Genomic DNA, 21416 nt, shown 5'->3' on the forward strand with positions numbered 1-21416 from the left:
CCCCGTGACATAAACATAACATCCAAACGGAAACTGTCCATATAAGACAAATTCTGTTTTTTTGTATACAATAATAGGAACTCCCAAACCATCCCTTATTGATCCTTATACAAAAAGCTTATAAAATAAGCGATAGAGAATGGATCCCTTGAAAAGCTACCTCACTGAAAGGAGATTATAAACATGAAAGAACAAATCCAGGAAGTTTTGGATAAGCTTCGCCCGTTTATCCAACGGGACGGTGGCGATGTGGAATTTGTCGATGTGGAAGACGGGGTTGTCAAAGTCCGCCTTCTCGGAGCCTGCGGTAGCTGCCCCAGCTCTACGATCACTCTGAAAGCCGGAATTGAGCGTGCACTGGTTGAAGAAGTTCCGGGAGTGACCGAAGTCGAACAAGTATTGTAATTGTTTCCCTAAACCGTCAGACTGTAGCCCTGACGGTTTTTTTCACGGGAAACACTTTATCAATTTATCTCGTTATAGTATTAATAAGAGCCCAATCTGAATGAAAACCCCTGAACATTTGCTCAGGGGCCGTATCGCTTACTCATTTATTTTTGTTCCCTTCCTCTTTTTTTAGGGACTCTTCCTGATACAGATGGCAAGCCACCCAGTGCATCGGTTTTACTTCCTGCCATTTCGGTGTTTCCTTGGCACAGATATCCATCACTTTAGGACAACGGGTACGGAAGCGACAACCGCTGGGAGGGTTGATCGGACTGGGAACATCCCCCTTCAGGATAATCCGTTCCCGCTCCTTTTCCACATCGGGGTCAGGAATCGGGACGGCAGAAAGTAACGCTTCCGTATAGGGATGGAGGGGGTGGTCATACAACTCCTGGCTGTCTGCCAGCTCCACCAAATTCCCTAGGTACATCACTCCGATCCGATCACTGATATATTTTACCATCGACAAATCATGAGCAATAAACAGATAAGTCAATCCTTTTTCCCGTTGCAGTTTTTTCATCAGATTGACAACCTGGGCCTGAATGGATACATCCAATGCGGAAATGGGCTCATCAGCGATGATAAACTCCGGATCGACGGCCAATGCGCGGGCAATCCCAATCCGCTGCCGTTGTCCGCCACTGAATTCATGTGGAAAACGGTCCGCATGTTCTTCATTGAGACCCACCGTTTTCAAAAGCTCCGTCACTTTTTGACGGCGCTCTTCTCCTTGAGCCAATCCGTGGATGTCCAGTCCTTCAGCAATAATATCCGCCACAGTCATTCGGGGATTAAGCGAGGCATAAGGATCTTGAAAGATCATTTGCATTTCCCGATTAAACTTCTTCAGATCCTTACCCTTCAGGTTCCTGGTACTTTCACCCTTAAACCGGATTTCTCCATCCGTCGTATCATACAAACGGATAATCGTCCGGCCGATGGTGGATTTTCCGCAACCGGATTCTCCCACCAACCCCAGGGTTTCCCCTTTGTACACGTCAAAGGAGATATTGTCCACCGCTTTGACCACTTGGTTGCGACCCATCTTAAAGTGCTTTTTCACGTGGTTGACTTCCAGGATCTTTTCTACTTTCTGTTTGGTTACACTCATTTTGAACCCCCTCCTACCACTTCAGCCGGCGGTTCCACCGCAGGTGCCATGGGGTGTTCCAGCCAACAGTTCACTTTATGCGTTTCGCTGTCAACCTCAGTCGTTTCCGGCATTTCCTGCTGGCAGACCTTCATGGCATGTTTACAGCGAGCTGCAAAAGGACAACCTTTGGGTGGAGACAAAAGATCCGGTGGCGTTCCTAAAATCGGAGTCAGTTCCTTTTCCTGCTCCAAATCCAAGCGTGGCATGGACCCCATCAAGCCCCATGTGTAGGGATGACGCGGACGATAGAAAATCTCTTCTACGGTACCTGTCTCAATCACTTTTCCAGCGTACATCACAACGACACGGTCTGCTACATCTGCTACTACACCCAAATCGTGGGTAATCAGAATAATGGATGTCTCCAGTTTTTCCTTCAGATCGTTCATCAGTTCCAGAATCTGAGCTTGAATCGTCACATCCAGGGCGGTAGTCGGCTCATCCGCAATCAGCAGCTTCGGAGCACAGGCCAAAGCAATGGCAATCATCGCCCGTTGACGCATTCCGCCGCTGAATTGGTGGGGATATTGATGAATCCGACTTTCCGGACTGGGAATTCCCACCAAACGCAACATTTCCAACGCCCGTTCCCGTGCTTGATCTTTCCCCATGTTTTGATGCTTGATCAAACCTTCCATAATCTGCTTTCCAACAGTCATGGTCGGATTTAAGGAGGTCATCGGGTCCTGGAAGATCATTGCGATATCCTTCCCGCGAATCTTTTCCATATCCTTCTCTGCAACCTGGGTTAAATCCTTTCCGTCAAACCAAATCTCCCCCGACTTAATCTGGCCCGGCGGTTGAGGAATCAATCGCATCAGGCTTTGCGAGGTTACACTCTTACCACAACCGGACTCCCCTACAATCGCGACCGTCTCCCCTTTTTTCACATCAAAGGTTACTCCGCGCACTGCCTGAACTTCTCCGTTATAGGTTTGAAAAGATACGTGCAAATCACGCACTTCCAGCATGTTATTCTGATCCATGGTTTCGTCCCCTCCTTCCTTATTGACGCAATTTTGGATCGAGAGCATCCCGCAGTCCGTCACCCAACAGGTTAAAGCTGAACATCAGCAACGACAGCACAGTCGCAGGAAGTAAGCATTGGTAAGGATATAGTTGCAACATCTGGTACCCATCGTTGAGCAAAACACCCAAGCTGGCTTGCGGCGGACGGAGACCCAATCCAATAAATCCAAGGAAGGCTTCAAAAAAGATGGCATTGGGAATCGTAAACATCAACGTAATAATAACCGGTCCCATCACATTGGGAATCATATGCTTGGTCAGCATTCGCCGCGTATTGGCCCCCAAAGTACGTGCTGCCAGCACATACTCCTGTGACTTCAATTTCAGCATCTGTGCCCGAACAATCCGGGACATATTCACCCAACCGGTTAACGCCAAAGCGAGAGCAATCGCAAAAATCCCCGGTTCCAACCAAATCAAAAGAAGAATGATTACAACCAACTGAGGAACTCCCACCAGCACTTCAACCAGCCGTTGCATCCAATCATCCACTTTGCCTCCCATATAACCGGAAATGGCCCCATAGGTCACACCGACGACCAAATCCAAACTAGCAGCAATAATGGCAATTAACAATGAGATTCCAGCTCCATACCAGATGCGGGTCCACAGATCCCGTCCCAGATGGTCGGTTCCCAGCCAGTAATCCCCTTCAATCTTTTCAAACGGAGAAATATTCATCATATCCGTGTTTTGATCCGAATAGGTGAAATCATTCATTAAAGGACCAACAAGGGACATGACTCCAATAATCACAATCAGCAAAAGACCGATCATCGCCCCTTTGTTACTTACAAAACGGCGTCGAACATCTTGCCAGTAAGACAGGCGCTTGCGACTGACAGCTTCCTCTGCTCCCTGTTCACGTTCTGCTGGCTGAAACAGTTCCGGCGACAACTGATCGGTATTCATAGCCATTTCGTCACTCACTCCTTCGCACCCGTCAGACGAATCCGGGGATCAATAATTCCATATAAGATGTCCACGATAAAAATACTGACAACCAGCAAAAAGCTGTAGAACATTGTGACACCCATAATCGCTGTAAAATCATTCGTCTGAATGGAATCAACAAACATATATCCCATACCGGGAATGGCAAAGATTTGCTCAATCACCAACGTACCGGTCAAAAGGGCTACAGTCAGGGGTGCCATGATGGTGATCGCCGGAATCAGTGCATTACGCAGCGCATGGCGGATAATGACAGCCGGACGCCCCAACCCTTTTGCCTTGGCGGTTTTGATATAATCCTGTCCCAATACTTCCAGCATCTCCGTCCGGACATAACGGGCAATCTGGGCAATGACTAGGAAGGATAGAGCGAGTGATGGAAGAATGGTATACTCCCAGCCCTCCCACAGAGCGGGCGGTAACCATTGCAATTCAACTCCAACGTAATAGGAGAGAAGCGCTCCCAAAACAAAACTGGGAATGGAAACGCCCAATACAGATAGAACGGTTGCTCCACTATCAATCCATGTGCCTCGGCGCAGAGCGGCAACACATCCCAGAATCAAGCCAACGACGACCCCAAACGAAATCGCTTGAACCCCTAATGTAGCAGACGCTGAAAAACCATCCATAATCATGTCCGTCACTTTGCGTCCGTCATATTTATAGGAGTTTCCCAAATCTCCAGTGATCAGATTTCCGAGATAATTGACATATTGAACGGGTAAGGGTTTATCCAATCCATACTCCTTCAAAATGATTTCCTTTAACTCTGGAGGAAGTTTCTCCTCATTTTGCAGCGGAGAGCCCGGTAGATTATGCATCAGAAAAAAGGTAATGGTTGCAATCAACCACAGGGTGATCACCATATAGATCAACCGTTTTAAGACAAATCGACCCATAAACTGCACTCCTTTCTGATTGAAGATATCAGAATCGAGATAAAAATTGTTTCATTAGCGCACAGAAGGTATATGACCCGACTGGGCATATACCTTCTGTGTACTTTTATTAGGTATCCAGCCTGTTGCTTTCTCTATTACTTACCTTCGATATACGCCCACTTGTATGTGTTATCCGCACCGAAGGGATGACGGGCAATACCTTTTACATATGGCTTTTGCAGTTTGAGTCTTTGCCGATCGTAAAGCGGAGCAAGCGCTGCTTCATCCATTGCGATTTTTTCCGCTTTGATCAGATCCTTGGCCCGCTCCTCATAATCTGCATTGGTTTGCGACTTCTTAATCAGCTTGTCATACTCTTTATTGCTCCAATCACCACGGTTGTACGGGTTACCAGTGACCCACAGCTCCAGGAAGGTCATCGGATCGTTGTAGTCCGCACCCCAACCAGCAAAGGAGAGTTGGAAATCACCAGCGTTTTCAAGATCCAGCTTCTGTTTAAACGGAACGATTTTAATCTCGACATTGACACCCAGAACATTCTTCAGCCGTTCTTTCATATACTCTTGTGTCTTTTTGGCGTTCTCACGATCATAACCCAACAGTTCGATAGAGGGCATTTTATCCATATCCAGCTCTTCCAGGCCTTCTTCCAACAGCTTCTTGGCCTTCTCCTCATCTTCCTCAATCATGTTGCCGGCCTGTTCACGGTAATTCTTACCGTTCACGTCCAGCGTAATCGGTACAATCCCTTGGGCGGGAACGCCATCTTTGGTCACTTTTTCAGTGATGGTTTTCCGTTCAATCGCTAAAGAAAACGCTTTCCTGATCTTTTCATTGGAAAAGACTTTTTCTTTGGTGTTGAATTGGAAGTAGAAATTAGAGGCCTCAGGAACTTTCACCAATTCTTTACTGTCTTTGTACTTATCCACAAACTCGCCGTTTACATTAATTACATCCGCTTTTTTGGTGTTATACAGGTTGACTTCGGTAGAAGTTTCTTTCACGATGTTGGCATTGATCTCATCCAGTTTAACGGCATCTTTGTCCCAATACTTATCATTCTTTTTCAATTGAAAACTCTTTTTATGCTTCCACTCCGACATGACAAACGGACCGTTGTAAACCATTTTGTCAGGGTCCTGGGCGTATTCCTTTCCATGCTTCTCCACAATGTCTTCCCGCTGGGGACGATAGGTGGCGAAGGTGGTCAGGGTCAGGAAGTATGGGATCGGATCATTCAGCTTGACTTCCAATGTTTTGTCGTCCAGGGCTTTTACCCCAACGTCTTTTTTGTCACCTTTATCCGTGTTATACTCTTCAGCACCCTTGATTGGATACAAAATGTAAGCATACTGGGATTTGCTTTTGGGGTCCAGCGCACGCTTCCAAGCATATTCAAAGTCCTGCGCTTTCACCGGCTTGCCGTCGCTCCATTTTGCATCACGAAGTTTGAAGGTATAAGTCTTTTTATCCTTGCTAATCTCTACATCTTTCGCGATCGCTGGCTGTGGTTGATTATTTTTATCAACCCGATACAAGCCTTCTGTTACGTTGTTTAAAATATCGAAGGAGATTTGGTCTGTTGTAACAGCGCTGTCCAGACCAGGCGGCTCTCCAGTCTCCGTAATGTTCAATACCTGTTTGTCCCCTCCGGCACTCTGACCGCCGCCGCAGGCTGTCAGAACCATACTGGCGACCAACAAAAGTGCCAGGGTCATCGTGAACTTCTTGCCCATAAAGGTTTTCCCCCCTTGAAGAGATAAAAAAGTTCTTCTATATTGTTATGACCCAGCTGGGTCGATAACACAAGTATGAAAACGATTGTGAGATCCCAGCAAAAAAAATATGAAGTTTATGTAAACGTAGAAGGAATCGTCTGACACTTCATATAGAAAACAATACTTCATTTCTAGTCGACCTTCAACATCTGCTTCCTCCCTAAGAGGAAACTTTTATACTTCTGGAGTAGAAAAGGAAATAACTTTCGCACAATTAAAGTTTAGTGATACTGAACTATTTCTATCATAACCGTAATTGGATCAGAAATCAAAGAAGAAATAAATGGATGATCATGACAAAAGGGAATCATCCAGTAAACAAAGGCACCTGTGAATGATACACAGATGCCTTTAAGATCCCCGTTTATTTCTCTTTTCCGTCAATATAAGTCCATTTCAAGCTGAGTCCAGAACCAACCGGATGCCGAACCAGTTCCTTCACATACTGCTTTTGCAGGTAAACCGTTCCTGCGTAGTAAAGGGGAGCAATTGGCACTTCTTCATTTAGAATCGTCTCCGCTTTCACGAGGTCCTTGGCACGCGCCTTGTATTCTTTATTACCCATGGATTGTTGAATGAGTTGATCATACTGTTTATTGCTCCAATTTCCCCGATTAAACGCCCCATCACTTACAAAAATATCCAAAAAAGTCATGGGATCATTGTAATCAGCTGACCATCCGGCAAATGATATTTGAAACTGACCGTTGGCCTCCAGTTCCAATTTCTGCTTGAATGGCTGCGGATCAATCAATACATTGAATCCCAAATTGGTTTTTAATTGCTCCTGAATCACAATGGCGGCATCTTTTCGATAATCATCATAGCTTAACAGTCTTATTTCCGATGGAAGCTCTTCAATTTCCAGCTCCTTCATGCCTTCTTTCAATAGGCGTTGCGCTTCAGCCGGATTATATTGATGTCCGTCTCCCACCTGTTTGCGAAAGTTTTTATTGTCACTGTTTACAATGGAGGGCGGAACCAGACCATAAGCCGGCTTGGACCCGTTTTTCAAGACTTTGACCAAGGCTTCACGGTCAATGGCATAACTGATCGCTTTTCGTATCTTTTTATTGGAAAAAAAATTGTTAGATGTATTAAACTGTAGATAATGGACAGCGGAACCGGATACGGGAAGGAATTCCGGGCTTTTCTTAAACGCTTCCGCCAATTCAGAATCCAGCTGGGTAATATCCGTCTGTCCGGTGGTATAAAGATTGGCACCTGTATTGGTCTCTTTTACAATGTCGAAGTTCACCTTTGTCAGGCTAACCGTGTGCCTGTCCCAATATGTGTCGCTTTTCTCCAGTATCAGCCTTTGTTCGTGCTTCCATTCCGAAAGATTGAACGGACCATTATACACCATATATTCCGGTTCTGTCGCATACTTTGACCCATACTTTTCCACAATATCTTTCCGCTGGGGAAGATAGAGGGCAAACGTGGTCAAGCTGAGAAAATAGGGAATTGGGTCCTCAAGTTCCACCCGAAGGGTTTTGTCATCCACTGCCTGGATTCCTACTTCATTGGCGGAAACTTTTCCGGTATTGTATGCTTTGGCATTACGAATCGCATAAAAGATTTTGGCATACTCCCCCTTTGTCTTGGGGTTGAGCGCACGCTTCCAGGCATACTCAAAGTCCTGTGCCGTCACCGGTTTGTCATCACTCCATTTGGCATCCCGCAAATGAAATGTATACGTCTTTTTATCGTCGGAGATATCCACTCCAGTGGCAATAGCCGGTTCCGGTCGATTATCTTTATCCAATCGATAAAGCCCTTCCATCACATTATTCAAAATATCAAAAGAAGTAACATCCGTCGTCACGGCACTGTCCAATGACGGAGGTTCTGCCGGAAAAGTCATGTTCAGTACTTGCTTTTTGTCCAATGATTTCTTCTTCGGTCCTGTCGCCCCACTCGGTCCCAGTCCACCGCAAGCTGTCAATAACAGACTGATCACAGTAACCACAGCCAACACAGGGATAAGCCGTTTTCTTACCAACAGTCTCTTCCTCCCTTGGTGATTTTTAGAATATAATAAGCTCGATTTAATTGCTGAATCCTGTGAGTCTTGTCCAATTATAATTGAATTCTTCATCATAGAAAAGAGTTATTGAAAAATAGAAAGATTTCAACCGGTTTTTCTTTCTATGGTATGATACAAATGCTGACGCTTACTATCCATAGGTTAGGACAAAAGGAGAGGATTTTGTGAAAAGTCGTATATTATGGATAGCTATTTTGACCTTGGCCAGCATTACCGCATGCTATATCCAGGCAGCGAGTGAATGGGAACACTTTATCAATTCCCTGTTTATGACCGGAATTATTCCGCTTATGGTAGCTGGGGGCTATTTTGTAATTAACGGCGGTTTTTTTGATGCATTTGCCATTGGCTTCAAAAAGATGGACATTCTACCTGGTCAATTATTCAAAAGAAAGGAAGAATACGGCTTTGAAGACCCCTTGGACGGTTCCGGAAGCGAGGAGAAGAAGAAACGCAAAAAGCAGACCTGGGCATGGATTGCCACTGTCTGCTTTGGTGTCGGCATCATCAATACGGCTCTCTCTTTGCTGCTGAGTCTGTAAATCACCTTACCAGACCAAAACCGTAAATCCCAGCATCACGAATGATAGAATAATAGAAGAAACACCAACGGTCACCATCGGGATCAATGTTTGACCTTTAAGCCCACGAAGCTGTACATTTAATCCTAGCCCCACCATACCGGCAGTCAGAAAAAATGTCCCCAGATAAGTCAACCACTGCAACCACTGCAAAGGAATGGACAGATAGGAGCCGGCCAAACTCGTTAAGACAAATCCAACTAAAAACCAGGGGAAATGGTTCAGGCGGTTGCTTTCCCCCTTTTTTGTTCGACGGTTTCGAATGGCCACAAGAATAAAAACAAAGGGAACGAGCAGCAACACGCGCCCCAATTTACTCATCAGGGCCAGCGTCAGAGCTCCCTCTCCCGCTGGGGAAGCTGCCGCGGCAACATGGGCAATCTCATGAAGGGATAATCCCGTCCATATGCCAAACTGTTCAGGTGTCAAGGAAAGTTCAGGAAGCAGAACCGTATACAGAAGAGCAAAAACGGTTCCCAACAGGGCAATGATCCCAACCCCCATCGCTGTTTCCTCTTCCCGGTTACCCAGTACCGGAGAAACAGCCGCAATGGCTGCCGCTCCACAAATGCCCGTTCCAGCTCCCAACAGGAGTGAAAAACGACTGTCCATTCCCACTCTTTTTCCCAACAACCAAACGATCCCTACCCCGATCATCACCGTTACTGTATCCAATAAGAGCATTTCCGGACCGCGGCGGATCAATTCAGAAATATCCAGCCGAAATCCGTACAAAACAATAGCCACTCGCAACACCGTTGTGGACGAAAACACAATTCCGGAGCGAAATGCCTCCGGGTAACCAAAAATCTGGCGCCACCCCACAGCCAAAAGAATGGCTACAATCAGAGGACCAAGCCGATCCAGACCCGGCAACAACATAAGTCCGTAACCTACCCCCGCGAAAATCAGCGTAAACAGAAAACCGCCAACGTTCATGAACACATGGTTTTTCCCTTGATCAGTCTGAATCATACAATGCCAAAATTTATGCAAGGAAGATCACCTCATCCTTACCTTATTGCGGTTCATACTATAAGTAAAATGAATATATATTATATCGATGATAAGTTTATATTATAAATAAGGAGTGATCTCATCTGGAACAACGATTGCGGGTCTTTGTCACTGTTGCCAAAGCGAAAAATTTTTCACGGGCGGCAGAGCAACTCCATCTCACCCAACCAGCTGTCAGCCAACACATTCGCTCTTTGGAAGAAACGTTTGGCACCTTGCTTCTGGAACGAACCAACAAATCGGTTCGTCTCACTCCTGCAGGGGAGATTCTTCTGCAGGAAGGCGAAAAAATACTGCACCAATATGAACGGATGGAACGCCTTATCCATGATCTTACCCAGGGAACGGGTGGACCGCTTTCAATCGGTGCCAGCTACACATTTGGTGAATATGTGTTACCCCGGATCATTTCCGCCTTTGGTAACCAATATCCCGGTGTGAACCCTTCAGTAACGATCGCCAATACAACAGAGATCGCAGAAGGAGTGCGTCGCAGGAGACTGGATATCGGAATTGTGGAGGGTGAGGTGCATCATCAGGAATTAACAATCCGCCATGTGGCAGATGATGAACTGATGGTGGTTCTTCCCGCTGAACATCCACTGTCTGGTCAGCAAATCACTCCGCTTACCAATTTGGCGAATGAAAACTGGATTCTGCGGGAACCCGGCTCCGGGACACGTGCGGTAGCTGACAGTCTGTTTCAGAACAATCACTTTACCCCTCTCAAGGTGATGGAATTTGGAAGCATCCAAACAATCAAGGAATCCGTGGAAGCAGGGATGGGGATCACCCTTCTTTCTCCATGGGCCATCCGAAAGGAACAGTTTTGGGGAACCCTGTTTCCTATTCGAATAAAAGATTGCCCTTTACATAGACGCTTCACTGCTCTCACCCATGCCACTTCTTTCCACACCCAAGCCATGAATCATTTTCTTCGATTTTTAATTCGGGAAGTCAAGCTTCGCACCCCACCTTCCTGAACACCGAAACCCCCCGCCGGACCGTAAAGCCGACGGGGGGCTATAATTTTTCCACAGACCAGCATTCCCTTCAAAGGAGCACTGGTAACGTTTTCAATCCTCTCATCAAATAACTGGGGCGCCATCTCAATGCATCAGCAGAAACTCCCAATCTCAGGTCAGGGAACCTTTGTATAAGATTCGATAAGGCAATCTGACCTTCTAAGCGAGCCAAGGGAGCACCTAAACAGTAATGGATGCCCTGCCCAAACGCCAAATGCCGGTTCTCTCTTCGGGTAATATCCAGTTCATCCGGACATTCAAAGTGCTCTTCATCCCGATTGGCGGAAGCGATGGAGGCAATCACCATATCTCCTTTGGAAATTACTGTATCACGGAGGCAAATTTCTTCCTTTGCCCAGCGATTGGTTGCCAATTCAACCGGGCTGTAGTATCGCAATAATTCCTCTACCGCCTGTTCCATTAAATCAGGAGCAGATTTTAACATCTCCATCTGATCAGGATGTTCAAGCAAAGCCAATCCCCCGTTTCCAATGAGATTGACTGTCGTTTCATGTCCAGCAACAATCAACAAAAAAATCATCGAGGAAAGTTCTGCTTCTGTCAGATGGGACCCCTCTGATTCCACCTGAACCAGCCGACTGATCAGATCATCTTCTGGATATTTTCGCTTCTGCTCAATCATCTCCTGAAGATATTGCGTAAACTCCCGGACTTGTTGGGAGAACATCTGAAACTTCTCCGGGTGATTGGTGGTATCCACAATCGTATTGGACCACTCCCGAAACTGATCACGATCCTCCGATGGAATCCCCAGCATCTCACAAATCACAATGATCGGTAAAGGAAACGCATAATCTTCGATTAAATCCATTTGTTTCCGATCTTGTACCTGGTCTAACAACGTTTGTGCGATTTTTTCAATCCGCTCTCTCAATCCTTCCACCATACGTGGGGTAAACCCTTTTTGCACCAACTTTCGCAAACGCGTGTGATCCGGTGGATCAGAGCTGAGCATATTGGTTGACAAGTATTTTTTTTCCACAAATGGTGGGAGTGGACCCGTTCTACAATCGGAACGCGCATCCATTGTTAATCGATGATCTTTTAACATCGCAACGACATCGTCATACTTCGTCACCAACCAAGCTTTTCGTTCGAGAGGAATATTCACAGGATGGACTGGGGAATTGGCTCTGAGGTCTTTGTAAATGGAGTACGCATGTTTTTTAAACGCTGAAGAAAATAAATCAATGTCCCAACGCGCGAGAGACTGCTGCACAATATTCGCCCCTTTATCGTTCATAATCATTTATATTCCTTAATTTTACAAACATCATCCATTTCCTTTCATCAATTATTACAAATTTATAAACTATTCATCATATAATAGAATCGGATATTTTCTAGTACTTTTGTAATATGAATTTAATGCTTTTGTCTTATTTTCGTAATTAATATTATTTATATTAGTAACAATCCCTCTTAAAAGGAGAATCACTAAAATGGATACCTTGATTCCTGCGGTATTGTTGCTCCTTTGTTTGCCTGTATGGACCTTGACAGTAGTTGCCGGGTTTTGGGGATTGGTTCAGTTTATGTCTGATGTTGCAAACAGCCCTAAATAGCAAAACACGGATCTGCTAATGTTGTCCATACAGACAGCATCTCAGCAGATGCATTTCAAGTGTAGCAGACAATTCGTTTTTTCAAGGTAATAATGTAGGGATTCCACTTAAAAATGTGTGAAAGAAATGGATCACATTCATGCGCAGAGATTTTTTCCCGCAAATCCAAACAAAAATATGCTTCTTTATAGCCCCGTTTGCAGCGGGGCTTTTTATGGATTTGAAAAGAAAGGACACTTCCTCTCATCATAACAAATCAAACAAAGCATTCTGAGGACTGCCGACAAAGACATCTCTTCACGAAAGGAGGTGATTCGGTTAGCGGAGGGATTCCACTCGAACTCCGCTACTGACTTTGTCATGAACATCATCCTATCTCCTAATTTTGTAATAATGGGAACGATCAGTTCCTTTTTCTCGTTTGACATAAATGAGATGGACTGATAAGGAGGTTTTATACTTGAGTCTTGTCATGGGAGATATTCTGAAAAACCGAAGCAATCTTCATCCCCAGCTGGAGGCAGTGGTAGGACCCTCCGTTCGCCTTACATACAGAAAATTAAACCAACGTGTCAATCAACTCGCCCACTACCTTCAAGAACGGAATATCCGTAAAGGAGACCGAATCGCCATTCTCTGTCTGACAGATCATCCGTTCATTACGATTTTATGGGCCGCTTTAAAAATCGGAGCGATCGCCGTTCCTCTCAATTATCGTTTACACCCTGATGAACTGATATGGATTCTGGAACACAGCCAACCCGATGCCATCTTTTACGACGGGGATTTCTCTTCATCATTGCCTCAAACAAATGAAGTCCCTTTTATTCGGGAATGGGTTCAAGTCTCTATCAGTGGAGAGCTTCATCCCGATTTTTCTTCCATTTTTGCCACCTATGCAACAAAAGAGCCCAATGTAGAACTGGATGGTGAAGACCCGGCGATGCTCACCTATACATCCGGTACCACTGGTAAACCCAAGGGGGTGATTGCCACGCATACCAATCTTTATCATCCGGGTCCCGCCGCATTTTCCCATGTGGGATTTCAAATGGGGGATCGAGCATTGCTGCCCACACCCCTTTTTCATATCAGTGGCTCCGTCATGGTTACCAGCGCCCCCTATGTTGGAATGACCATTGTCTGTATGCCTCACTTTCACCCCCATCATATTCTGGATCTGATTGAAAAAGAACGCGTCACCCAAGCTGTCGGGATCGGACCCATGCTACAAATGATATTGGGTAGTATCATGGAAGAAAATCGGGAGCTGGAAACGCTTCGAATGATTGTCAGCGGAGGTGCCGCGGTTTCGGTCCCCATCATCAAACAGTTTTACGCACTTGGTTTCCCTGTTCTCCAAATATACGGTTTAAGTGAATACACCAGTGTGGCCACATTTTGGCATCCAGATCTGATGGGAATTGAAACGTGTGGTTCCGTAGGAAAGAACCTAATCGGACAGATAAAGATCGTCGATCCCGAAACAGAAAACGAGTTACCTCAAAAAGAAGTGGGGGAAGTGGTTATTCGGGGACCTCAGCTGTTTAAGGGATACTGGAAAAACCCAGAAGAAACAAGAAAAGCACTTCGGGATGGCTGGTTTTTCACAGGAGATGCCGGCAAGATGGATGAAAACGGCTTTCTCTATCTTGTCGGTCGTTACAAAGACGTCATCCATGTCGGTGCTGAAAAAGTGTTTCCGGTAGAGGTGGAAAATGTTCTGATGGACATGGATGAGGTTCTGGAAGCAGCCGTTGTTGCCCGTAACGATCCTTTTTGGGAAGAAATCCCCCGTGCTTACGTTGTAAAAAAAGCCGACTCCCGTTTAACTGAAGGCGATGTATTGACATACGTTCATAAACATCTCGCCCCCTATAAGCTGGCAGAAGTCGTATTTACAGAGGAACTTCCCAAGAATGAAATCGGTAAAGTGATGAAAAACGTTTTGCATCAGAAAGCAAATGAAGAAGAATCATCTACCGCGTCCCAGTAAACATTTTCAGGCATCCCCCAATGGGATGCCTTTTCAGCAACAGATTGTTCATCAATGGTCTTCAGCAGATTGACCCGGGTATTTCTTTTCAAAATACTGAGCTTTTTCATAAAAAAACTTACGGGGTTCATCTCCAAAATGACTGTATACATCAAATAACTCTTCATCCGTCATCCATTTGACCACTTTCTGAATTCCCGTTTCATCAGCCTTTTTCACCAGTTTCATATAGCCCTTCACCTCATCGTGGGAATCAGCCTGCCATAAAAAGGTTTTTCCATTTTTCGCCGTTCCTTCAAAAACCAGATAGAACGATTCTTCACCCCACCGAGTGGTAAATCGGACTTCTTTAAATGTTTTCCAAGAAACCTTTTGTTGATCGTTCCATTCCCAATAATTAGACGACACAATTCCCTTGGGAGTATAAAAGGTATAAGCGTCTTGGGCAAGCACTAAAAAGGGGAAAAATAGAATCGCCAAAGCCAGCAAAGAACCCAGAAAGATACGTCGTCTCAGAATTTTTAACACGTTCCAGTTCATCGGGCGGAGAAAATGAAAAGAAAGAAGAGCAAAGATCGTGAAATAAGCGAATAACAGTGTTAACCAAACACTGCTTTCGTCCTCGATAAACGCATTTTCCGGCGGGTCCGCAAATATATCCCAAATCGCCATACTGATCACCATAATGGAAAAAAGAAAAACGATCCCTATAAAAAGCGAAACGATCCCCCGTACGATGGAAAGCAAGTATGATAGAAATTTCCAATTACTTTTCTCCTTCTGTAAGCCCTTCTTAGATAGGATTTTCCCCGTTTCGGAAATAACAATGGGGGGTTTAGATCTCCGATAGAAAATATAGCATTTTTCTCCTTTAAATTTTTGGACATCTGGCCATGGATCCTCCCAATCTTGCTCTGGAAAGGACTCCTCAATCCTATGTAACACCGGGTCAGGCAACAACTTAATCCCCAACCATGTTGATCGAAAACGGTTCAATGATTTGACTCCTCCCAATAAATAATAAACAACGAATCATCCTCCCTTTATAGCATACAAGACTCTTTTTTTAATAGAAAACCCTTTTCATCTGTACTTTCTGTACGGCATCCAAACTCTCCGATATAATGATTCCATAACCCGTCGCAAACTATCTTAGATGGAAGGAGCATGCTTTTTTGAAACCGCTGGATCTGTTAAAACGATACTACGGCTATCCCTCCTTCCGTCCGGGCCAGGAACGGATCATTCAAAGTATCCTGGACGGACACAATACTTTTGCCATTATGCCCACTGGCGGAGGAAAATCCATTTGCTATCAAATCCCCGCACTCATGAAATCAGGACTCACCTTGGTCATCTCACCCTTAATCTCATTGATGAAAGATCAAGTGGATAACCTGAATCAGCTGGGAATTCCCGCTGCCTATATCAATAGTTCGCTTTCTTTTGAAGAGATGGAACTGCACTTGCGGGATGCCAATCAAGGAGCCTACAAGTTGTTATATATCGCTCCAGAGCGCTTGGAATCACTCCGCTTTCAAACCATGCTCCGGAAGATTCCGCTATCTCTTGTCACAGTGGATGAAGCACATTGTATCTCACAGTGGGGACATGATTTTCGTCCCAGTTACCGGGCCTTGGCACACTGGATCGGAGAGCTTCCGCAAAAACCGGTGATCGCCGCCTTCACAGCAACCGCAACGCAGGAAGTACGTGAGGATATCGCTCGTCTTCTCTCTTTTTCTTCAGATCGGATTTTCTCCGGAGGCGTGGAACGCAAAAACCTTTCTTTTTTTGTTTTACATGGAGAATCGGTTCAGGACTTCACACTTCAGTATTTAAAGGAACGTCCCGGACAACCGGGCATTTTCTACTGTGCCACCCGCAAGGATGTAGATGGATTGCACCGTTTTTTAACAGAACGAGGGATGACAGTCGGTCGCTACCACGCGGGATTAACGGAAAAAGAGCGAAAACAGGCACAGGAGGATTTCGCCTACGACCGGGTACAGGCAATTGTTGCTACGAATGCTTTTGGCATGGGGATTGATAAATCCAATGTTCGATTTGTGATCCATTGCCAGATGCCCCGCACAATCGAAGCGTATTACCAGGAAGCCGGTCGGGCAGGGAGGGATGGAGAAGAGAGTGAATGCATCCTGCTTTTTTCTCCCTCGGATGTACATACTCAGAAGTACCTGATCGATCAATCCGAGCTTTCCCCGGAACGAAAAATGCGAGAACACGCCAAATTGCAGGAAATGTACCGTTTCGCCCATACACAGCAATGTTTGCAGCAAACATTCGTCCGCTACTTTGGAGAAACCTCTTCGGACCCCTGTGGGAAATGCAGTAACTGCACGGCGGAGGAAGAAAAAACAGATGTAACGGTGGAAGCACAAAAAATTTTCTCCTGTATCCGTCGTATGCGGGAGCGATTCGGCGTTTCACTGACAGCCAAAGTATTAAAAGGGTCCAAAAGCAAGCGTGTTCTTGAATGGGGTTTCAACCGATTGCCCACGTATGGAATTCTTCAAGAGTATACAGAAAAAGAGATTACGCATCGCATCCACGTTCTGACTGCGGAAGGCTATCTCAGACTGACGGAAGATGAATATCCCGTTCTCACCTTGACCCCTGAAGCCATCGAGGTTCTAAGAGGAAAAAAACAGGTGCTCCTTCGGGTGAAAAAACGGAAGAAACGGTTAGCTTCCATTCGGGAAGATCTCTTCGAAGTTCTTCGCACCCTGCGACGGGAGCTGTCGGAAGCAGAACAGGTGCCACCTTATCTAATTTTTCCTGACAGTACGTTGGCAGACCTGACCCGAACCCTCCCTACAGACCGGGAAAGCATGCGTTTCATCCGTGGTGTTGGAGAGAGGAAATTGGAGAAGTATGGGGAGAAATTCTTAACCGTTATCCGCCGATATATAGAGGAGAATGGACTTCGCCCTGATCAAACGACCAGTGAATTGGCTGGGGACAATACATCATCTTCGCAAAAAAAGGACAAAGAACCCAGTCACCTGATCACCTGGCGGCTTTGGCAGGAAGGAAAGGATCTGGAATCCATCAGCCGCGAACGGGGGATTGTCATTTCCACTGTTGAAAAACACCTTTTTGATGCGGCTGGAGAAGGTTATTCAATCGATTGGGATCGTCTGATCCCTGAAGGTCAGGAAGGTTTCGTCCGCCAAGCGATTCAACAAGTGGGAGGAACCCGCCTCAAGCCCATTAAGGAAGCCCTCCCCAATCACATTTCCTATACAACCATTCGGGCGGTTTTTGCCAAACTGGCGGAACATAAATAAAACTTTTAAAGAACGAGGAACTGACAATCGGAAATTCAATTTTCATCTCCACACCTCTTTTTTCTCGCTGAGACCCCCGAAGGTCGCAAGACCTTCCCCTCCATGAGAGGGTTTTCTTTTTTTTCCTATTTTTCTTCCAAACATGATAAAATGATGGCAGATATGTGAAAACTATCACAAATGAGGTGTCGATATGAACCGTAAAATTGTGATTCCCGGTGGTTCAGGGTTTCTCGGACAGGCATTTGCCAACGACTTAGCCTCCAGAAATGTTCAAGTCACTGTGTTAACCAGAGGACAAGAACGGACAGATGGGAACATCCGATATATGAAGTGGGATGGGAAAACAATGGGTTCATGGATTCACGAGCTGGATGGGGCAAAAGGAATTGTTAACTTAACAGGGAAAAGTGTCAACTGCTTGTACACCAAAAAAAATCGCAAGGAAATCCTGGATTCCCGATTGGATTCCGTCCAAGTCCTGCATCAAGCCATTCAAACCTGCGACACCCCCCCTGAAGTGTTTATCCAAGCCAGTTCTCTGGCCATTTTTGGAAACACCCAGAATCCATGTGATGAAAATGCTCCCCATGGAGAAGGGTTTTCGGCAGATGTTTGCAAACAATGGGAAAGTGCTTTCTTTAAAGAAAATTTGCCAAATACACGACAAGTGGCTCTACGGATCGGATTTGTACTGGGGAAAAACGGAGGGGCCTTAGAGCCCCTGCAAAGATTGACCAAATATGGTCTCGGTGGAACGGTTGGAAGTGGAAAGCAATACATCAGTTGGATTCATATGGAGGATTTGAAGGGCATGCTCAGATATATACTGGATCACCCAACAGAAGGGATTTATAACGCCACCGGACCCAATCCAGTAACCAATCGAACATTTATGGAAACACTGCGAAAAGCCATGGGAAAAGGCTGGGCTCCTCCCACTCCTGCTCCACTGGTGCGACTGGGAGCCATCATCGTCATGCGATCCGATCCCGATCTGGCACTTCACGGTCGGAACTGTCTCCCCCAACGTCTCCTCGATGAAGGCTTCCAGTTTCAACATACGGATCTGCAAGCAACGCTTCAGGAGTTGACAAATTAATCTACCGGTTCATGGAGCAGTGGGATGCAAGAGATTCAGAACAACCTCTTTGCATCCCGCTCCTCTTTCAAAATCTCCACCGCTTCTCTAAATCGTTGGGAATGAACGACTTCCCGTTCCCTGAGGAATTGCAGACCATCCTTGAGATCCGGATCATCCGTCATATTGATTAACCATTGATAGGTAGCTCTCGCTTTTTCTTCCGCCGCAATGTCCTCATACAAATCTGTAATGGGATCTCCTTTCGCATTAAAGTAGGTAGCTGTAAATGGCACACCTGCAGCATTGTGAAAATATAAGGCCTTATCATGATCCGCATAGTGGGGACCGAGTCCCGCTTCCTTCATCTGTTCGGCAGTCGCATCCTTGGTCAGTTTGTAAACCATCGTTGCAATCATTTCCAAGTGGGCCAGTTCTTCTGTACCAATGTCATTGACAATCCCGATCACCCGATCCGGCAATGTATACCGCTGGTTCAGATAGCGAAGCGCTGCTGCCAGTTCTCCATCTGCTCCCCCATATTGCTCAATCAAAAACTTTGCCATCCGAGGGTCGCATTTATTGACACGGACAGGATATTGAAGCTTTTTTTCATATACCCACAAGGTGCAAACCTCCTGTGTCCAACATTACACCTGCCAAGGCCAAGGCGCCTCTTTCCATGACCATGGGCAGGTGGTATAACTGTTTCCAAAGCCGTACAGGGGGCCAAACATGGACTGAAAGCGACTTTTCAATGCTGCACTCTGCCGAACATAATCATTGTACTGCTCGACAGCTTGCTGATCATTGGGGTGGGTGTCTAAATACAGGTTCAATTCCACTAGCACAAAGTCTACAGCCTGGATTTCCTTCATTAACTGTTGGTATACCTTGAACCGTTCATCTGTCCATTCCACCTGTATCCCCCCATTCTTTTCTGTTTGTACGGGTTGCTGTATGGAGCAAACAATGCCGGCCACAATGTTCCCCATCTCAGCGCTTCCATGGGTGGAAACTGGGGCATGCCATACGGCTGAAATCCCAAGTACAACTGTGGCGGCGTTTCATACGTTTTCACCCACATCGGTGGACACGGATCATTCGGACTGACAAAGGGGCGATACGCCTTCCGATACGTGTACAACTCTCCGCCCTCCTTTATATTCTCTCTACACAGTATATATTTCACAAAAAAGGCCCTTAGAACGATCAAGGAAAAAGTATCCCATTTTCCTAAAAAGCAAGTCTTAATTTTAGGCGTGTAACAGGAATATATGGGGCATACTGAAAACCGGAGGAAAAACACCTTCGACCTATCAAACCATCCTCAATGAGGTGATTGTTCTATGCCCCTGATGGAAATTAGCATCGTTCCTGTTGGTGGAGAAACACCCAGTTTTAGCACGGTCGTTAAAGATGCTTGTCGTATCGTCCAAAAAAACGGCCTTTCTTACCAAGTCACCCCCACAGCAACAGTTGTGGAAGGAGACTTGGACAGCCTGATATCCGTCGCTTCCGATATTCACCGGACCTCCCTTCAAAACGGCATTCAGCGTCTGATCACTCATATCACCATTGATGATCGGCAAGACGAACCCATGGGTTTGCAACGTCAGACGGACAAAGTGAGACCATAAAAAACAGGCAGCCCACCTTAAAACGGGCTGCCTGTTTCATCTGTTCAAAAAAAAGAATTACGCCTGGTTATCAAACCTGCCTTCTCATCCGATTATATTGGCTGACTTGCATAATCCGATCATACATACGCCGGTTCTTCAATCTTCGAAAACCCTTGAAACCCGGAGCCCGATTCACCTCAATCAAGTACACGTCCCCATTTTTGCTGATTCCTATATCCATTCCCCAAATCCGTTGCCTTTTAAAACCTTTTTCCAACGCTTTTGCTGTCATCAACCCCAGTTGGTCCACTTTTTCCAATAGCTTGGAGGGCTTTTCGTCAAGCTCCGAACGGCGGATCGCTTTCTTGGCCGGCAATACTTCCCCACCCAATGCCAGATTGGTTTTAAAAAAACCCTTGCGTGCCACTTTTGCATACTTCCCTGTGACCTTCCAAGGTTCATTCCCTCGACGCTGTACAATCACTCTCAAGTCAAAGGGGCGATTATTTAGGCAAGCTAGGTCGATACCCTGTTGGATCAAATAATTTTCGCTTTTCTTCTCACTTTTCATATATTGAATAAAACAGTCCAAATCATCAAATATTTTCTTTCTGTGATTGTTTTGCACCTCAAAACCCTTTTCAACACCCGTTATCTTCATCAATCCTTTTCCTCGACTGCCTGTAAACCGTTTAAGAATGACCTGGTCATATTTTTCCAAAAAGGTTGACAGTGATTCCTTGGTAAAACAAGCGGTCTCTGGAAGAGCGTGCGCAACCGAAGGATTCTCCTTCAGCAGCTGATAGCGGGTCAACTTGGTATCTTTATTCATTTTCCCTCACCCAACCTTGGCTGATCTCTCTATCTGTATGTGTTTG

Annotated in this window: 21 protein-coding genes; 8 read left to right on the forward strand and 13 right to left on the reverse strand. The window is 45.6% G+C overall.

All coding sequences use genetic code 11. The annotated features are described in order from the left end of the window. Positions 1-183: 183 nt before the first annotated feature. A complete protein-coding gene (locus FN782_RS12660; protein ID WP_142506178.1) occupies positions 184-405 on the forward strand; it encodes a NifU family protein in 222 nt (73 codons plus the stop codon). A 142-nt stretch (positions 406-547) separates the two neighbouring features. On the opposite strand, the gene FN782_RS12665 is transcribed toward FN782_RS12660, so the two are convergent. From FN782_RS12665 to FN782_RS12690, 6 genes are all read right to left on the reverse strand, one after another. Beyond that, positions 548-1561 carry an ABC transporter ATP-binding protein gene (locus FN782_RS12665; RefSeq protein ID WP_142506179.1) on the reverse strand — a complete coding sequence of 338 codons (1014 nt, stop codon included), beginning with the start codon at positions 1559-1561 and terminating at the stop codon, positions 548-550. Continuing rightward, a complete protein-coding gene (locus tag FN782_RS12670) occupies positions 1558-2589 on the reverse strand; it encodes an ABC transporter ATP-binding protein (protein WP_142506180.1) in 1032 nt (343 codons plus the stop codon). The genes FN782_RS12665 and FN782_RS12670 overlap by 4 nt, the downstream gene beginning before the upstream one ends. Before the next feature lie 19 nt (positions 2590-2608). Further along, a complete protein-coding gene (locus FN782_RS12675) occupies positions 2609-3550 on the reverse strand; it encodes an ABC transporter permease (protein WP_425462713.1) in 942 nt (313 codons plus the stop codon). Positions 3551-3558: 8 nt separating this feature from the next. Next, positions 3559-4488, reverse strand: coding sequence for an ABC transporter permease (locus FN782_RS12680; protein ID WP_142506181.1), 930 nt, complete (start codon positions 4486-4488; stop codon positions 3559-3561). A gap of 137 nt (positions 4489-4625) precedes the next feature. Beyond that, entirely contained in the window at positions 4626-6227 is a 1602-nt protein-coding gene (locus FN782_RS12685; RefSeq protein ID WP_142506182.1) for a peptide ABC transporter substrate-binding protein, read from the reverse strand. A gap of 406 nt (positions 6228-6633) precedes the next feature. Further along, entirely contained in the window at positions 6634-8274 is a 1641-nt protein-coding gene (locus FN782_RS12690; protein WP_246064947.1) for a peptide ABC transporter substrate-binding protein, read from the reverse strand. A 209-nt stretch (positions 8275-8483) separates the two neighbouring features. Between FN782_RS12690 and FN782_RS12695 the strand changes: the two genes are divergently transcribed. After that, a complete protein-coding gene (locus FN782_RS12695) occupies positions 8484-8861 on the forward strand; it encodes a DUF3899 domain-containing protein (protein WP_142506183.1) in 378 nt (125 codons plus the stop codon). Positions 8862-8867: 6 nt separating this feature from the next. On the opposite strand, the gene FN782_RS12700 is transcribed toward FN782_RS12695, so the two are convergent. Then, complete coding sequence (locus tag FN782_RS12700) at positions 8868-9896, reverse strand: YeiH family protein (protein ID WP_246064948.1); 1029 nt, start codon at positions 9894-9896, stop codon at positions 8868-8870. Positions 9897-10012: 116 nt separating this feature from the next. Between FN782_RS12700 and FN782_RS12705 the strand changes: the two genes are divergently transcribed. Then, on the forward strand, positions 10013-10900 hold the full coding sequence (locus tag FN782_RS12705) for a LysR family transcriptional regulator (protein ID WP_342778395.1): 888 nt from the start codon (positions 10013-10015) through the stop codon (positions 10898-10900). 70 nt (positions 10901-10970) lie between these two features. Here the strand turns inward: FN782_RS12705 and FN782_RS12710 are convergent, their stop codons facing one another. Next, entirely contained in the window at positions 10971-12182 is a 1212-nt protein-coding gene (locus tag FN782_RS12710) for a cytochrome P450 family protein (protein ID WP_342778396.1), read from the reverse strand. 223 nt (positions 12183-12405) lie between these two features. On the opposite strand from FN782_RS12710, the gene FN782_RS17315 reads away from it, so the two are divergent. Together FN782_RS17315 and FN782_RS12715 are read left to right on the forward strand one after the other, a co-directional pair. After that, entirely contained in the window at positions 12406-12528 is a 123-nt protein-coding gene (locus FN782_RS17315; RefSeq protein ID WP_281285957.1) for a hypothetical protein, read from the forward strand. Between the two features lie 460 nt (positions 12529-12988). After that, on the forward strand, positions 12989-14524 hold the full coding sequence (locus tag FN782_RS12715; protein ID WP_185956280.1) for a class I adenylate-forming enzyme family protein: 1536 nt from the start codon (positions 12989-12991) through the stop codon (positions 14522-14524). 51 nt (positions 14525-14575) lie between these two features. Here FN782_RS12715 and FN782_RS12720 read toward each other — a convergent pair whose 3' ends face one another. Continuing rightward, positions 14576-15520: an ABC transporter ATP-binding protein gene (locus tag FN782_RS12720; RefSeq protein WP_185956281.1), complete on the reverse strand. Its 945-nt coding sequence runs from the start codon at positions 15518-15520 to the stop codon at positions 14576-14578. 179 nt (positions 15521-15699) lie between these two features. Between FN782_RS12720 and recQ the strand changes: the two genes are divergently transcribed. Next, positions 15700-17835, forward strand: a complete 2136-nt coding sequence (gene recQ / locus FN782_RS12725) for a DNA helicase RecQ (protein ID WP_142506187.1) — start codon at positions 15700-15702, stop codon at positions 17833-17835. A 193-nt stretch (positions 17836-18028) separates the two neighbouring features. Continuing rightward, positions 18029-18937 (forward strand): TIGR01777 family oxidoreductase, encoded by a 909-nt coding sequence (locus tag FN782_RS12730; RefSeq protein ID WP_142506188.1) that lies wholly within the window; start codon positions 18029-18031, stop codon positions 18935-18937. A 35-nt stretch (positions 18938-18972) separates the two neighbouring features. On the opposite strand, the gene FN782_RS12735 is transcribed toward FN782_RS12730, so the two are convergent. Genes FN782_RS12735 through FN782_RS12745 form a run of 3 tightly spaced genes read right to left on the reverse strand, consistent with a single transcriptional unit; the run spans position 18973 to position 20003 of the window. Next, positions 18973-19542, reverse strand: coding sequence for a manganese catalase family protein (locus FN782_RS12735; RefSeq protein ID WP_142506189.1), 570 nt, complete (start codon positions 19540-19542; stop codon positions 18973-18975). A 24-nt stretch (positions 19543-19566) separates the two neighbouring features. Beyond that, a complete protein-coding gene (locus FN782_RS12740; protein WP_221930188.1) occupies positions 19567-19794 on the reverse strand; it encodes a spore coat protein CotJB in 228 nt (75 codons plus the stop codon). After that, entirely contained in the window at positions 19794-20003 is a 210-nt protein-coding gene (locus FN782_RS12745; protein ID WP_221930189.1) for a spore coat associated protein CotJA, read from the reverse strand. The genes FN782_RS12740 and FN782_RS12745 overlap by 1 nt, the downstream gene beginning before the upstream one ends. A 262-nt stretch (positions 20004-20265) precedes the next feature. Here FN782_RS12745 and FN782_RS12750 point away from each other — a divergent pair, with 262 nt between their 5' ends. After that, entirely contained in the window at positions 20266-20556 is a 291-nt protein-coding gene (locus FN782_RS12750) for an MTH1187 family thiamine-binding protein (RefSeq protein ID WP_142506191.1), read from the forward strand. A gap of 70 nt (positions 20557-20626) precedes the next feature. On the opposite strand, the gene FN782_RS12755 is transcribed toward FN782_RS12750, so the two are convergent. Continuing rightward, positions 20627-21370 (reverse strand): YheC/YheD family protein, encoded by a 744-nt coding sequence (locus FN782_RS12755; RefSeq protein WP_142506192.1) that lies wholly within the window; start codon positions 21368-21370, stop codon positions 20627-20629. Between the last annotated feature and the right edge of the window lie 46 nt (positions 21371-21416).

It is taken from the genome of Melghirimyces algeriensis, assembly GCF_900182565.1.
Taxonomy (GTDB): domain Bacteria; phylum Bacillota; class Bacilli; order Thermoactinomycetales; family DSM-45169; genus Melghirimyces; species Melghirimyces algeriensis.